General features: G+C 46.5%; 13 protein-coding genes and 1 pseudogene. 9 read left to right on the top strand and 5 right to left on the bottom strand.

Annotated features, from left to right (window positions below):
* Positions 1–127: 127 nt before the first annotated feature.
* From ICL55_RS29860 to ICL55_RS29850, 3 genes are all read right to left on the bottom strand, one after another.
* The gene (locus tag ICL55_RS29860; RefSeq protein WP_188104616.1) at positions 128–1,078 is read right to left on the bottom strand and encodes a FecR family protein; all 951 of its coding nucleotides are present in this window, start codon (positions 1,076–1,078) and stop codon (positions 128–130) included.
* Between the two features lie 96 nt (positions 1,079–1,174).
* Complete coding sequence (locus tag ICL55_RS29855) at positions 1,175–1,756, bottom strand: RNA polymerase sigma factor (RefSeq protein ID WP_188104613.1); 582 nt, start codon at positions 1,754–1,756, stop codon at positions 1,175–1,177.
* Between the two features lie 124 nt (positions 1,757–1,880).
* A complete protein-coding gene (locus tag ICL55_RS29850; RefSeq protein ID WP_188104611.1) occupies positions 1,881–2,282 on the bottom strand; it encodes a hypothetical protein in 402 nt (133 codons plus the stop codon).
* A 453-nt stretch (positions 2,283–2,735) separates the two neighbouring features.
* Here ICL55_RS29850 and ICL55_RS29845 point away from each other — a divergent pair, with 453 nt between their 5' ends.
* From ICL55_RS29845 to ICL55_RS29835, 3 genes are all read left to right on the top strand, one after another.
* Entirely contained in the window at positions 2,736–4,454 is a 1,719-nt protein-coding gene (locus ICL55_RS29845; RefSeq protein WP_188104608.1) for an ATP-binding response regulator, read from the top strand.
* Between the two features lie 79 nt (positions 4,455–4,533).
* Positions 4,534–5,490, top strand: a complete 957-nt coding sequence (locus ICL55_RS29840; RefSeq protein ID WP_343067903.1) for a UbiA family prenyltransferase — start codon at positions 4,534–4,536, stop codon at positions 5,488–5,490.
* Positions 5,491–5,631: 141 nt separating this feature from the next.
* Positions 5,632–7,326, top strand: coding sequence for an ATP-binding response regulator (locus tag ICL55_RS29835; RefSeq protein WP_188104603.1), 1,695 nt, complete (start codon positions 5,632–5,634; stop codon positions 7,324–7,326).
* A 56-nt stretch (positions 7,327–7,382) separates the two neighbouring features.
* Here ICL55_RS29835 and ICL55_RS29830 read toward each other — a convergent pair whose 3' ends face one another.
* Positions 7,383–7,799: a DUF4345 domain-containing protein gene (locus ICL55_RS29830; protein ID WP_188104601.1), complete on the bottom strand. Its 417-nt coding sequence runs from the start codon at positions 7,797–7,799 to the stop codon at positions 7,383–7,385.
* Positions 7,800–8,180: 381 nt separating this feature from the next.
* Between ICL55_RS29830 and ICL55_RS29825 the strand changes: the two genes are divergently transcribed.
* The 4 genes and pseudogenes from ICL55_RS29825 to ICL55_RS29810 all read left to right on the top strand — a co-directional run.
* Positions 8,181–8,981 carry an alpha/beta hydrolase gene (locus ICL55_RS29825; RefSeq protein WP_188104599.1) on the top strand — a complete coding sequence of 267 codons (801 nt, stop codon included), beginning with the start codon at positions 8,181–8,183 and terminating at the stop codon, positions 8,979–8,981.
* Between the two features lie 8 nt (positions 8,982–8,989).
* Positions 8,990–9,568 carry a hypothetical protein gene (locus tag ICL55_RS29820; protein WP_188104596.1) on the top strand — a complete coding sequence of 193 codons (579 nt, stop codon included), beginning with the start codon at positions 8,990–8,992 and terminating at the stop codon, positions 9,566–9,568.
* A gap of 67 nt (positions 9,569–9,635) precedes the next feature.
* Positions 9,636–10,805 carry an AraC family transcriptional regulator gene (locus ICL55_RS29815; protein WP_188104594.1) on the top strand — a complete coding sequence of 390 codons (1,170 nt, stop codon included), beginning with the start codon at positions 9,636–9,638 and terminating at the stop codon, positions 10,803–10,805.
* A gap of 38 nt (positions 10,806–10,843) precedes the next feature.
* Positions 10,844–11,062 (top strand): annotated as a pseudogene (locus tag ICL55_RS29810) (LytTR family transcriptional regulator DNA-binding domain-containing protein); the annotation flags it as partial.
* 68 nt (positions 11,063–11,130) lie between these two features.
* Here ICL55_RS29810 and ppsA read toward each other — a convergent pair.
* Positions 11,131–13,575, bottom strand: coding sequence for a phosphoenolpyruvate synthase (gene ppsA / locus ICL55_RS29805; RefSeq protein ID WP_188104592.1), 2,445 nt, complete (start codon positions 13,573–13,575; stop codon positions 11,131–11,133).
* A gap of 205 nt (positions 13,576–13,780) precedes the next feature.
* Between ppsA and ICL55_RS29800 the strand changes: the two genes are divergently transcribed.
* A complete protein-coding gene (locus tag ICL55_RS29800) occupies positions 13,781–14,272 on the top strand; it encodes an Lrp/AsnC family transcriptional regulator (protein WP_188104590.1) in 492 nt (163 codons plus the stop codon).
* A gap of 166 nt (positions 14,273–14,438) precedes the next feature.
* Positions 14,439–14,999 carry a sigma-70 family RNA polymerase sigma factor gene (locus ICL55_RS29795; protein WP_188104588.1) on the top strand — a complete coding sequence of 187 codons (561 nt, stop codon included), beginning with the start codon at positions 14,439–14,441 and terminating at the stop codon, positions 14,997–14,999.
* Positions 15,000–15,010: the final 11 nt, after the last annotated feature.

Genomic DNA, 15,010 nt, shown 5'->3' with positions numbered 1-15,010 from the left:
AATAAAATCCAGTAAGAAAGATCAATAAGTGATTGGCGTTACGCATTGATCTTTTCTTTAGCGGGCCGGTGGGGTTACCCTTGCCGGCTTTTTACTGACCTTACGTGACAGACATAGGCGGTATGTTTTAATGTGTTTGTTTTCGAAAAATAATATGCTGACCATCCGAAGAATAGGTTAGTTTGTTTGCCAGGCAAAGGAGGTCCAGTACGGCTGATAACGAATCAGTAGCCTCCATGCCGGCAGTAATGCGATAGGAGCCGAGGCTGGTGTCGGCGAAGGAAATCTCTTTGTTGTATTTGTTTTGTAGCAGTAGTGCTATCACATCCAGTCTTTCATTATTAAACAGTAGTCTGCCGGTAGTCCAGCCATTTATAGCAGTTCCATCTACAGTAGTTTTGCTGAATGCGGGCGATCCGTTGCTGATGGTCAGTTGTTCATTGGGCAGCACCACCACTTCCTTTTGTGCTGCATCGCGCTGAACGGCCACCTTGCCCTGTTGTACGGTTACCTGGAGGAAGGCCAGCTGCGGGTACATCCGCACGTTAAACACCGTGCCCAGTACCCGGGTATTGACATGCCCTGATGTAATGATAAAAGGACGTGTCGGGTCTTGTTTGACATCCAGGCATATTTCTCCGGACAGCAGTTCAATCTTTCTGGTCCCGTTGGTGAAGCGGGCGGGGTACCGCAGGCCGCTGCCTGCGTTTAGCCATACCCGTGAGCCGTCGTCGAGCATTAACTGTAGCGGCTGTGTTTGGGAGGCAAATACCTCCTGCATATTTTCCCTGGCCGGCCGGAGCAGCCACAGGAGCATACCGGCGCCTGCCACCACCAGCAGGCAGGCCGCTATTTTCAACAGGGTGTAACGTGGCATCGTTATCCGTTTGGCAGACGGTGATGTTTGTCGTTGTACCTGTTGCCATATCGCGTTTTCCAGGTGCTCAAAAGGTAGTCCGGAGGTATCAGCCTGGCTGTTATCGCTCTCCTGTTGATACCATTGTTCTATCAACAGCTGTTCTTCCGGCGTACATTTTCCGGCTACATATTTCTTCAGTAGCTTTTTGACGTCATGCATGGGCATATGAAAAGGCATGTACCTTTCCTATATGACAGATGAAAATAAAAAGAGGGGTAGACAGCGGCAGATTATTTTAACATTAACAGGATAGGCTCAGCAGAAAAAAGAGAAATGGGCCATTTTATGGCGGAGGGTGCGGATAGCATTGCTGATCTGTTTCTTCACGGTTTCCTGTGAAAGCTGCAGCTGGTGGGCGATCTCTTTATGGGTGAGCGCTGTTTTCCGGCTCAGTTCAAATACCTCCCGCATTTTAGCCGGGAGGGCACGGATCTCTCGTTCCATACGGGCGGCCATCTCTTTTTCCGTGATGTATTGCAGGGAATTATTGTCCGCGTCGGAGAGCGACTGTTTCAGTGACGACAGGTGGTGGCGGTAAGTACGTTTGGAAGCCAGCATATTCAATACCCTGTTGCGCGTGGCGGCATATAAATAACCGGCTAATGAGCCCGACAGTTCTATACCGGCTGCTTTGGTCCAGAGGGCTGTGAATACTTCCTGTACAATGTCCTGTGCATCTTCTTCGTGTATGAGTATGCGGTAGGCCTGTAGGTAAAGGACGCCCCAGAAACGTTTGTATAGTTCTTCAAACGCAGGCGTGTTGCCCTGCCGGAATTGTTCCAACAGCGCTTCATCATTCAATTTATCTAGCTGGCTGGTATAAGTGGACGGATGCATACAGGCCTTTTTCTGACATACCGCTCAAAATTAAGCTGCGCGGCAGACATTACAAGTTAAATAATTGTAAGCAGCTGCCGGTGGGGTGGAAAGGAGGGTTGCAGTTACCGGGGAATTAGCGTGTCTAGCGTAAACTCAGAAATTCCTGCAGGCAAATGTGTTGATCTATTATAATCTGCCGGTATTCTTTTTCGAGCGTCCGGAATGCCTCCACCGAAACAATGATTTGTTTTGGGTTCTCCTGCATTCGGTATAAACGCTCAACTTCCACGGCTGGTTTTTCCAGATTTGTCAGCCCCACACTTCGTATTTTTGTGAGCAATGTATGGGAGACGATCTTTCCTGTTGAGTAGTCAGCTGCCTTCGCTGAATCTATCAACGAATTGATATAATTATCCATATTTTCTATGTAGTCGGAAAATATCGCTTCAGCATGTGATACTGCTGATACATCTGCGGCATTGGTGCCATAGAGGTGATGCAGCGCATTTCTGTCTAGTCTTTCATCAAAAGGAATTGGAATCATAATGTTTTGGTGTAAAGTGAAGGGGATATGGTGGTGGTTATTCCGTTAATGGAATGAATGCTAAGTCCTACTAAAGATAGGAATTTAGTCAACTATATCCAGTATATATATACCGCTAAATAATAGGCTCTGGACAATTAGTGGATAAAAAAGCTAAAATAGACAAGTACTTTTTGTCTTCTAAAACGTTGTCTGTATTCAACCACCTGGATGGGCGTTTTCGAGCAGTGTATTAGTACGATTGATAATATATCTTTTATTTGGCTGATGCTTGAGATAGACAGAAACAGTTTTTTACCGTTGTTGGGGTATTCGATGACTTTTTTTTATTTCCGGTAAAAATTCTTAATTTATCCTGACAAAGTAGATGTTTAAACTTATAGTCTTGTTCCTGCCTTAACGCCCAAACGATTAGAAACAACCTGCAACAAAAGTCCTCAAATTTAATTTGGCATGAAATCCATGAAAAGCGACACTGTTACCTTTGTTAAATCGATTATCGATATTGGAACATCTAAAGCTCCCATTGAAGACAGGAAGGCGATTCAGATTATTAATGTCCTGGGAATTGTGACGGGATTGATGGTATATATCATTGGATTCTTTTTTTATAGTATACTCCCCGACAAGCTGCTGTTTTATGGGGTTTTGATTGAAGGTAGTAGTTTCATTGCCTTAGTGGTGCTGAATTACTTTGGAAAAAGTCGGCTCTCGAAATATGGTGTGTTGGGTATACATTGCTTTGGTGCTGTTTACTTTGGCGCATTATTAGGGATGGTACTACCCACTATGTTGATTGCTGCTTTTTTGTTTGTGTTTTTAGTTGGTGGAACAACCCTGATATTTCGCAATGATGTTAACAAATGGTGCTCAATAGGTATTGTTGCAATGGTAATGTTTGTAACCGAATTGAATAATTATTATGGCGTAATAAAACCATTGCCGCTCGGTAATCATCATAACTACTATTTATTCAGATGGTTAAGTAATGCCGGTATTTTAGTGTTGATGCTTGGGGTAATTTGGTTGCTGGCAAGAGCCATTGAAGGATATGATAAGGCAAGGAGGAAGTTTTTGGCTGACACAACACATGAGTTAGGGAATGCCCTAAATCCGATTTCTCAGAGTATTCAAAGGCTTGAAAGGTACATTAAGCAATTGGATTCTCCCGAAGATATGGCCATATTTGACCAGTATATAAGAAGAGCTAAGCCGGCTATGAGTTATGCAAAGCTGATGATTGACAGTGTAATTTCATTGGCAAAAATTGAAAATGGAATTTATGAGCTTAATAGTAAACCGTTCCTTGTCTTGCCCTGGGTCGGGTCAGTAATAGATATGCTTTCTCCTAATGCTGAAGAAAAAGGTCAAATTATCCATCTCAAATATCGTGATTTGCGTCCCATTATCAGTACAGATAGATTAATGTTGACTCAAATTTTAGGCAATTTGATTTCTAATGCATCGAAATATGGAGCTGATAATACCATTATTACTATCACGTTGTCTAATGTTGAGGGATGGGGATTTAAAATGGCAGTACATAACTTTGGATATATACCTTCAGAGGTACGCAGTAACCTGTTTGAGCGTTATGTGACCTCCAAAGGAGCCTGTGAAACCGGCAGCGGGACCGAGGGGAATGGTATTGGTTTGGATATAGTGAGAACGGTTGTTGGAAGGCTTGGAGGAGAAATTGAAGTAGTTAGTACAGCTGAGAATGGCACAACATTCTATGTCACAATATTGAATGTTGTCGATCAGAGACAGGACCTGCTTGTGACCATGGATGATGAAAAGCCGGTTACACATTCCTTTAATGATAAAACAATATTGGTAATTGATGACAACCTGGATACTTACAATTCAGTCCGGGTACTAACACAGGGATGTAAATTGTACAAAGCAATAGATGGTGAGGCTGGTCTGGCGAAAGCGCAGGAATTAGTTCCAGACTTGATTTTAATGGATAAAACAATGGAGAAGATGAATGGGATGGAGGTGCTTAAGCACATCAAAAACGATAGTAAATTGAAATCTATCCCTGTCGTTGTTGTAACCGGTTCGGTGTATGAAAAAGATGAATTTCTTTCTGCGGGTTGCAAAGATTTTTTAAGCAAGCCGTTAGATCATAAACAATTAGAATCAATATTATTAGAAAATTTAAAATAATGATATGCAGAGATAAAAAGGTGGCCGGTACACTGTAGTAAAATTGCGGCATAAATCGTTAACTTAGGACACATACAATATGTGCCCCATGAATGTTCTTTGCCGTAAAAGCAGCCGTTACCGCAGCTTCTACAGCTGCCGTTTCGCTCTGAGAGAGATTGTCATCCTATGGCGGTTTATCAGCAATGATATTAAGGATACGATTGTACCCTCCGTCATAGCTTTCTTTAATGGATGGATATATGTTCGTCCCCCGATCCGGTACTTGCCAGGACAGCTGCTATTCAGCCTTATCTACGCAAGCTTATACATCTACACTTTTTGCATAAGTAATCAACTACATAGTATAGCCGAGGATGCAATAAATAAACCTTACCGGCCCCTGCCTACAGGATTTGTCACACAGAAAGAAACTAAGATTCGTTTTTTGATATATAATGTCCTCTTCCTCATTTTAGCCTTCTACTTGCACATTTTTTTTATAAGCGTCGCCTGGATTGTCGTTACAGCTGGATTGAATCAATGGGGATGGTCATCACACTGGTTGACCAAAAACCACCTCGGAATGACATTAGGAACTTTTATTTTATTTACAGCCCAATGGGTTATTGCCTCACCGGAAGGGAAGATCGCCGGAAATGTTTATTGGTACTTCGCATTGTTAAGCATTTGGGCTGGCTCAAGTTTACCGCTACAGGATTTTCGGGATGTCGAAGGTGATCGTTTGATGGGACGCAAAACCTTGACAATTTCACTTGGTGAGGAAAAAGGGCGTCTGGTAATGATATTTCAATATTTAATCATATCTCCTGCTTTGGTGCTAATAGCCATGCTTACGCAGGTGACAATGGTTCATATATTAGGGACTATCCAACTGAGATGCCTGCTGCTTGTAGAAATTGGGATCCACTGGTACATCGCTTACCGCATTTGGCACTTCAGAAATCCGAGGGAAGACGATTTTACGTATCATGTGTATGTCTTTCTATTCTGCGCGCTGGTACCTATGTTGAACATCCTTCGTGCAAGCAGATAGCTTGTTCTCTATGAAAACCCTATTTTTCAAAGCAGGCCGCCAGGTAATATGTTCTTACCTTTTTATTCGGGTGGCAATCATTTTTTGTCATTACTTTGTATTTAGTAGCTTTGTTTTCCTCTAAAGATAACCTGAGTTCATATGCATCTCATTTCAAGCCCGACAAGCGAATCTGTCTTCCGCAGGATTTGTTATTTAATTTCTGTGTTGTCCCTGACCCTCGGGCTTTATGTTTATCGTATACTTGAATATGAGCCGATAAAATATATTGAGATCTCCTTTGGCATATTTTTCCTGGTATTACCTTACCTCACAAAGAAGATCGGACTATCGCTAAATATCAGTATTTTCTTTGTGGTGCTAAACGGCGCCTTGTGCTTTTATGGGATCTTACTGGGGCCAATCAGTGAGATACCTACGCTAGTTGCCTTCCTCCTGGGCGTCGCTGTTTTTTTATTACGAGGAAAGAAATTGGTGTTTTTTCCAGTATCATTGGCTATTGGTATGCTCTTTTTTTTAGAGCTAAACTATTACTACAATTGGTTTGCCCCGCTACCAATGGCTTACACGAGCGCAATTAAGGTAAGATGGGTGGTGATTTTTACTGGTTGCAGCCTTTCAGCAGTCACCGTTTTTTATTTTGTCAAAAGGTGGACCTCTGAAATTGAAAAAAATAGAAAGATGGCTCAACGACTACTGGAGGCAAACGTGTATAAAACAAAATTTCTTCGGGAAACTTCGCATGAGCTAAGAACTCCATTAAGCAATATTATGGGAATAGCGGAATTTTTCAATTTGTATAAAAATGATTTCCCGGATGATATAAGGAAGGAAGTTAATAATCTTCTTGAGTCGGCACATTTAGCGGAGGAATTGGTTAACAACCATCTGGACCTGGCAAGAATAGAGGCCGGTAAATATAACGAGCTTAATCCTGCTGAAACCGTTAATTTGAAGTTTGCTTTTGATACCTGTATTGGAATGCAGCGGGTAATCGCCAATACGAGGAAAGTGAAATTGGATATTTATTATGATGATGCGCTGCCGGAGCATATTTCTGTAGATAAACTTGCATTATACACCATCATCAACAACCTGAGCTCCAATCTCGTTAAACACACGGGACAAAACAACATCGCTCAGATAAAAATCTATCAAGACGGCGAACGGCTAATAATCGAAACGAAAAATGCCGGCCACATAGCTCCGGATAAGATCCATGACATATTTAAACCCTTTGTATCCACTAATCAAAAAAACAGTACCGGGCTGGGCTTACCGATTATTAAACATATTGCCAAATTAATGGAGGGAGATGTCTACGCCTATACACTGGGAGAGTTTGTCATTTTCCGTTTTGAAATGCCATTAATTATCGCAGGAGCTCCGAAAGTAAAACAAGGCACCCAGGAAATAAAAGGCGCCTTGCAAGGCTATAAGATTTTATGTATCGACGATGACCACATGTCCAGAAGCCGGCTCGAAAGAAATATCAAACATACCGGCGCGAAATGTATGATGCTTGACAGTGCCCTTCCGGCTTTAGAGGTCGTTAAGCGGGAAACGCCAAATGTGATTATCTGTGACATGACATTACCTAAATTATCAGGTATTGATTTCGCCAAACAACTAAAACAACATCCTTATACGGCCCAACTCCGGATCCCTATAATATTCCTAAGCGCTGATGTCTTTTCCAATATCGGAAGCATAAAACAGGAAACCGGGCTGGACGACATCGAATTTCTTCGCAAGCCTTATTCCGACGTGGACTTATATTCGCTGTTAACAAAATACCTGGTGCCGGTGAGAATAATAGTCAGAGATTCTGCATAACAGGACCGCCACCGCTTTGAGGCGGCCCCGGACCATAACAGCTGCTCTCCGACATCTTAGCCCCGGACGGCTAAGTTGCTTCTCTGCCAACGCAGCCATAACAGCGCACCCAATATAAAAAACACACTTTCAATGACCAGCCACTGTGTGCCAAAAGCACCCAGCGGACCTTCTACCGTCCAGGTGATGATCCTCGACACGGCATACAGCCCCCAAAGCCAGCACAGAAAAACAACTCCCTGCTGGATGTCTTTTAACGCCCAGCGTACCAGCATGACCGTAATCGTGAGCCCTACGCCGCCATATACGCCTCTGATGGAACTGAAAGCGTCGTTGTTGGGCAGCTTCACCTGTACCAGGTCCATGACCGCCTGCGGACTAAAAAAGCCCATCATACTTACCATGAAAAAACTTCCCGCAGACACAAACAGGTAGATGCGGGATAAAACTTTGATTGTTCGGGATGGATTCATATTTGCTCTTTTATACCACAAATTTGGAAGTACCGCACCAATAAAATCTTTGTGCGAATCAAGATTTTTGTACGAATAATTTGTTTGGACTTTTGTAGAAAGCATGTGTTTCTTTTAGTGAATACCTGAAAACAGGTATCTAATTTGTACCTGTTTTCAGGTAGAAAAATTGCCTCCCAAACAACACGGCCATTGAATGCCCGGCGGCGCTCCTGCTTTTTCCTATGACAGACCTCCGCCACGCCCCATCAGCCGGAAAATCTTTACCAGCGCAGGTGCCACCTTATCTGATGAACCGTTTGGACGCTGTCTCTTTGATAGTTTTGCCAGCGAAATGGTCGGACCTTCGGCCGTATCCTTAATCTTAAAATCGCGAATGAGATGAAACTGCGCAGTACCTGGTGGCTGGCCGGATGTTTAGGCCTGACATTGATTTTTCCGGCTTGCAGCAAAGAGACATTTGAGAAAAGCCGTGTGAAGGAGTTTAACCTTTCCTCCACTGCCAACGGTGGCAACTATGACATTAAAGTGGCCCTGCCGGAAAATTACTCCCCGGCCAAAGGATACCGCACCCTGTATGTATTGGATGCAAAACTGGATTTTGACTTTACCGCACTGGAATGTGAAAAGCAGACGCGGGACCGTCACCAGGAAGGAGTGCTGGTGGTAGGCATTGGCTGGGGCCATGATCGTCTCGACGACTATACGCCGACTCCCAGTGACATCGGCAGCGGGGGAGCGGATAAATTTGTCGAGTTTATTGAGGCGGAGCTGATTCCACGGATAGAATCAGAATTCCATGCCATTCCTTCCCGCTCCGGAAGAGCGATACTGGGGCATTCGGCGGGCGGGCTGCTGGTAGGCCATAGCTTCACGAACCATAACAGGGTGTTTGGCTGCTACCTGTGCCTGAGCCCCTCCTTTTGGTACGATGATGCCATTGCACTGAGGAATGAAAAGGCCCATCGGGCGCAAAACAGGGAGGGGAGCGGTAGTTATTTCCTGGCATTGGGGGCGCTGGAAGAAAAGATGCGGCCGCCTTTTGTGGGCTTTGGAGATGCCCTCCGGACATACTATCCCCACTACGTTCTTCAGGATTATATCACACCCGGGAAAGGCCACCTCGATTCGAAAAAAACGAACATCAAAAGAGCGCTCTCCTTCTTCTTTGAAAACAATTAAAACGACTTATGCGGAATATCATTTTTGTTTGTCTGTTATTACTGGCTACCCGTGCACACGGGCAAAATTATCCTGTAACATCCCCATGGTCCCGTCTGACGATCAAACCGGCCGTAGGCGTGCTGCCATGGAGCCTGCCGGTAAAAGCCCTCACCGCTGTCACACTGGAATATCCGTTAAAAGGGAACTGGGTGCTGGGCGCTCATACCATGCTGGCCAGTGCCGTGGCGAAAAATACCTACAATATCGAAACGAACTATAGTTTGCAGTTCTCTCAAAAATTCGGAGTAGGGTACTCGATGACCGGCCCCCGGAAATTGGTCCGGCTTACACTGCTGGCGATGGGAGGCGCGCGGCGGATCGCGTTCAAAGAAACGCTGGATTATCCCGGTTTGGAAAAGATCACCACCAAAAGCAGTACCCTGATGCCAGATGTAGGGCTGCTGGTGGACTGGTCTCTCGGAAGAAAACGTTATACCTTCAACGTGAGGACCTACCTGCCTTTTTACCCTTTTGAAGGTTACCCCGTCAGCACTTTCCAAAACATCAGCATAGAAATGGGGGTAGGCATGCGGCTGAAACACTGAAAGATTCACTGTTAGTCAGGTAAATACATTTATATTTGGTATTTACTACCTAAGACTAACAACGGATATGTTATCGGACTGGCGCGTTCTATATATGGGGGGTGTTTTTATTTCGCTTTTCCTGTTTGTTATCCTGATCAGCAAGCCAAAAAAAAGTACTGCGGATAAAATACTGAGTGCCTGGTTCTTCTGTGCGATCATCCATCAGGCGCTGATGGGGTGGTACGCCTACAACAAAATGAGCGACATGCCGGCGCTGATCGGGTGGGAGCTGCCATTCCCATTCCTGCACGGTCCTTTTCTGTATCTGTATATTTTATTTCTCACCGGTCAGCAGCGTTATCGATGGCGTAACCTACTCCACTTCATCCCATCGCTGCTGACCGCAGTGATACTGGTGCCTGTGCTGGGGGCCATGTCTGTGCCGGAGAAAATGGGCGTGGGCCGGCCATCGGGTTTTGAACCGCTATTCCGATGGATGGTCGGCTGCATCATCGTTTCAGGGGTGGTATATGTACTATTGTCCTTACACCTGCTGCGCATACACCGTCAGAATGTTGCGGCACAGTTTTCCAATACGGACAAGATTACACTGAACTGGTTGCGCTACCTGATCGGGGGAATGGGCACCATATGGATCGTCGTTATATGCTCGCCATCAGCACAATCACTGTATATCGTGGTGGCGCTGTTTATCTTCTTTATCGGTTACTTTGGTATCCGGCAGGTAGGTATCTTCTCTGACCAGCTGCCCACGCATCAGGTATATCCTCCTGCTGAAATAGCGTCGCCGGAGAAAGCACCGGAACCTGTGGTCATGGAGGAGGTGGCCATTAAAAAAGTAAAGTATGAAAAAAGCGGGCTTACGGATACGGAAGCCACCAGGATTCATGCAGCGCTTCGTTCACTTATGCGGGAACAGCATTGTTACAAAGACTCCGGGCTGACGCTGGGCGATCTGGCCAAAATCCTGGACGTACATCCCGCCATCCTTTCCCAGGTGATCAATTCAAAAGAGGGAAAAAGTTTTTACGACTACATCAATGTACTCCGGGTAGAGGCTTTTAAACAGCTGTTGCTGCAGCCGGAAAACCATCAATATACCCTGCTGGCGCTGGCATTTGAATGTGGATTTAATTCCAAAACCAGTTTTAACCGCAATTTTAAAAAGATCACACAGCGCTCCCCCAGTAGTTATGTGAAGGAAATGAATATTAGTATACAGGAGGAAGCCTAAGCTGTTATTTTTTCTCATGCAGGCAAACAACCTCGGGAAAAAAACATCTCTCCAGGCTTTCGCTGAAGGAATTGGAAGCCCGCATGCCGGCGGGCAAATTCATCCGGGTCCACAAATCTTTCGTGGTGGCCATCCGGTATATTACCATGATCCACTACAATGTGGTGTACATGGCGCATACCACAGAGATGATCCCCATTGGCTCCAGCTACAAAGAAACTTTCATGGGCAGGATGAAGGATAAGATCATTAGCTGAATCTGTTGCCATGCTGCCACTATTCCCGGAGGCATGACAACAGATTTTTTTTGAAAACGTCTTTTCTCTTATACTGTTTGTGAAGACAGAGAGGCCTCCACCAGCTGCTCTGCTTCGTGTACCGCCCAAAGGGTTTTGACGAGAGCGTCCGGCGTTATAGAGATGCTATCTATGCCGTGCTGCACCAGGAACCGGGTGAGCTCCGGGAAATCCGAAGGCCCTTGTCCGCAGATGCCCACTTTTACCTGATGTTCTTTGGCTACTTTTATCAATCGGGATATCATGCGCAGCACAGCCGGACTGAGTTCGTTATACAGGCCGGACACGAGTTCCGAGTCCCTGTCCAGTCCGAGTGTGAGCTGTGTAAGATCGTTGGAGCCGATAGAGAAACCATCTATATGCGGCGCAAATTCTTCTGCCATCATAATATTGGAGGGCAGTTCGGCCATCAGGTAAACCTCTAGTCCATTGCGGCCTCTTACCAGTCCCGCTTCTTCCATTACCGACAGCACCTGTCTGAGCTCTTCCACGGTGCGGCAGAAAGGTATCATGACTACAATATTGCGCAGCCCCATTGTTTCCCTTGCTTTGCGGATGGCGGCGCATTCCAGCATAAACGCAGTTTTGTATTTTTCCGAATAGTAGCGGGAAGCACCACGCCAGCCTATCATCGGGTTTTCTTCTTTGGGCTCGAAATGTTTTCCGCCCGGCAGATTGTAGTATTCGTTGCTTTTGAAATCGGAGAAACGCACAATTGCCTTGTCGGGATAACAGGAAGCGGCAATCTTTCCCACGCCGGCCGCCAGTTTGCTGATGAAGTAGTCGGCTTCGTTCTCGTAACCATAGATCAGTTGCGCTATTTCGGCAGATAATGTTTCGTCCTGTAGTTCCCGGTGGCGCAGCAATGCGAGGGGATGCACTTTGATGTAGTTATTGATGATAAACTCTTCTCTGGCCAGCCCAATACCTTTACCCGGAAGATGCGTGAACTGAAAGGCCATGGAAGGCGATCCTACATTTAGCATCAGCGGGGTTTTAACGGCAGGGAGACTGGAGAGTTCCAGCAGGTTTTCTTTTACCGGCAGTATGCCTTCATATACTACGCCTTCGGTCCCTTCTGCGCAACTAACCGTAATGGGCTGTCCGCTGCTCAGTTTTTCGGTGGCGTCTTCACAGCCCACGATGGCGGGGATGCCCATTTCCCGCGCTACGATGGCCGCATGGCAGGTACGACCGCCTTTATTGGTAACGATCGCGGAGGCTATTTTCATGATCGGCTCCCAGTCGGGGTCTGTCATATCGGTTACCAGCACATCTCCGGGCTGGAAGGTACCGGTGGCCACGCGGTTGTCGAGGGAGAAAAGGATGTTGACCTTGCCGGCGGCGATGCCGTCGCCCACAGCAATGCCTCTCAATATCTCCCTGGGCGCGGTGTTGCCGGTATCCAGGGAGCGGGTGGTAATTTTATCGCGGTCGCGGCGTGAATGAATCGTTTCCGGCCTTGCCTGTACGATGTACAGCTCGTGGCTAAGGCCGTCGAGCGCCCATTCCACGTCCATAGGGCACCAGTGGCCTTTTTTATCGGAGTAGTAGGATTCAATGCGTTGTACCCAGCCGGCCAGCTCCATGATCTGGTCGTCGGTGAGACAGAAACTATGTTGTTGCTGTTTGGTGGCCGGTATCACGCGTGTCCGCTCGTCGCTGCTTTCTCCATAGATCATCTGCTTGTCTTTCACGCCCATCTTCTTTTCAAGGATAGGCCTGTAGGGTGATTGGATCAGCGGTTTGTAGACAATGAATTCATCCGGCGACACAGCTCCCTGCACCACCAGCTCTCCCAGTCCCCACGAGCCGTTGATCAGGACAACGTCGCGGAAGCCCGACTCAGTGTCAAGGGAGAAGGCCACACCGGAAGCGCCGAGGTCAGAACGCACCATTTTCTGGACGCATACGGAAAGCCCAATGCTGAAATGATCGTAACCGAAGTTCTCGCGGTAGCTGATGGCGCGGTCGGTAAACAGCGAGGCGAAACAGTTCCGTACGGCATCGATTAATGCTACCGGCCCGCGTACGTTCAGAAAAGTTTCCTGTTGCCCTGCGAAGGAGGCATCCGGCAGGTCTTCTGCTGTGGCGGAAGAACGCACGGCCACATCGGTCTGCTCCTGACCGTACTGGCCAGACAGGGCGTGGTAGGCAGCAATGATTTCATGACTGAGCTCATGGGGAAATCTGGAGTTGCTGATCTCCTGCCTGATCCGTTGGCCTGCTCTGCGTAAAGAGCTGATGTTGTTAAAATCGATCTGCGCTATCTGGTCTCTGATAAACTGGTCTAAGCCGCTGTTTTGCATAAAATGATAATAGGCGTTCGTGGTGATCGCGAATCCGCCCGGTACTTTTACGCCGGCATTCGACAGTCCGGAGATCATTTCACCCAGGGAGGCAGATTTCCCTCCCACTAAGGCAATAGCGTCCAGCCCCACCTCTTCCAGCGGGAGTACAATACTTTCTTTCATGGAGTATTCTATTTAATGTTGACGGGGAGGCACTATATATCAGCCTTCCATACGTGGTAAATTGTTTCTCCTGAAAGTTATTGTAATTGCTATCCCGGCTGACGTCGTGGCGTGGCTGCCGAAAACAAAACCGGAAACGGTTGCTGTGACCGATTTTTTTTCGGCAATATGTGCCCATATCCCTATTTTTGATCAAAAACCAGCCATGAGTTTCACACCGGATATGACCGACCTATGCATTCTGGACATACTACAGACCGATGCCAGGACCACCAACAAAGAGATCGCGTCCAGACTAGGTAAATCAGTAACATCCATTTTCGACAGGGTGAAACGGTTAGAAGCAGAAGGATATATTACCGGCTACGTGGCGGTACTCAATCCTGCTAAGTTGGGCAGTACGCTGATCGCTTACACCAGCGTCACGCTCGAAAGCCATGGGCACGATAAGCTGTCGGGCTTCGAACAAAAGATCAATTCTTTTCCTGAAGTGCTGGAGAGTTATAAGATGAGCGGACAGTTTGACTATCTGCTGAAAATCGTGATCGCCGATATGGAAGCTTATGAGCTGTTTTATTCCAACAAACTATCCAAACTGGAAAACATATCCAAGATCAGGAGTTTGTTTGTGTTGTCTGAAACGAAGAAAGAAACGGGGCTGAGTCTGAAGACAGCACAGCTTCCGAAAGGGCGGTAAGAGCCGGGATGGATAGGGAAAGTAATGTTGCACCAAAGCATTTTCAGATAGTTCGGGTTTGTTTATCTCCCTTTGAAAGCTTAGATTTGAATTAACAACCACCGCAAAAAAATCAACCAGAAAGTAACAGACAATTGCCGGCAATAGCAGTGTTATACATATTAAGATGATGACAGACTACACCTTCTATGCTGATGAAGAGCTGGTTCAACTGATGGCCGCTGACGATCATGCCGCGTTTACAGAAATTTACAACCGGTATTGGAAACGCCTGTATGTATTGGCGTACGATCGCCTGCATTCCCGTGAGCTGGCTGAAGATGTAGTGCAGGATGTGTTTGCCGGCTTATGGCAACGCAGAAGCCAGTCTGTTATCCGGTCGTTGCCCGCTTATCTCGCTACCGCCAACCGCTATGCCGTATTTGCCCAGCTCTCCAAAACGGCCCGTGTGACCACGGTAGAGGCGCTTCCCGAATCCCTGCAGGCAGTGGCCGATGAAACAGCGCAACTGCATTTCCTGCAACAATCCATGGAACACCAGCTGAAGCAGTTACCCGAAAAATGCCGCCTTGTTTTTAACTACAGCCGCAATGCCGGCCTTACCAACCGCGAAATAGCCGACCAGCTGCAGATCTCCGAGAAAGCCGTGGAAAAACACATCACCAAAGCGTTGCAGCGCCTCCGGGTACAGTTCCGGAATTATTTCCACGCCATCTTCCTGTATTAAAAAAAATTTTC

Origin of the sequence: Chitinophaga varians (assembly GCF_014529945.1) — a bacterium.
Classification (GTDB): domain Bacteria; phylum Bacteroidota; class Bacteroidia; order Chitinophagales; family Chitinophagaceae; genus Chitinophaga; species Chitinophaga varians.
The sequence above is the reverse complement of the archived record's forward strand: the minus strand, read 5'-3'. Positions and strand labels throughout refer to the sequence as shown.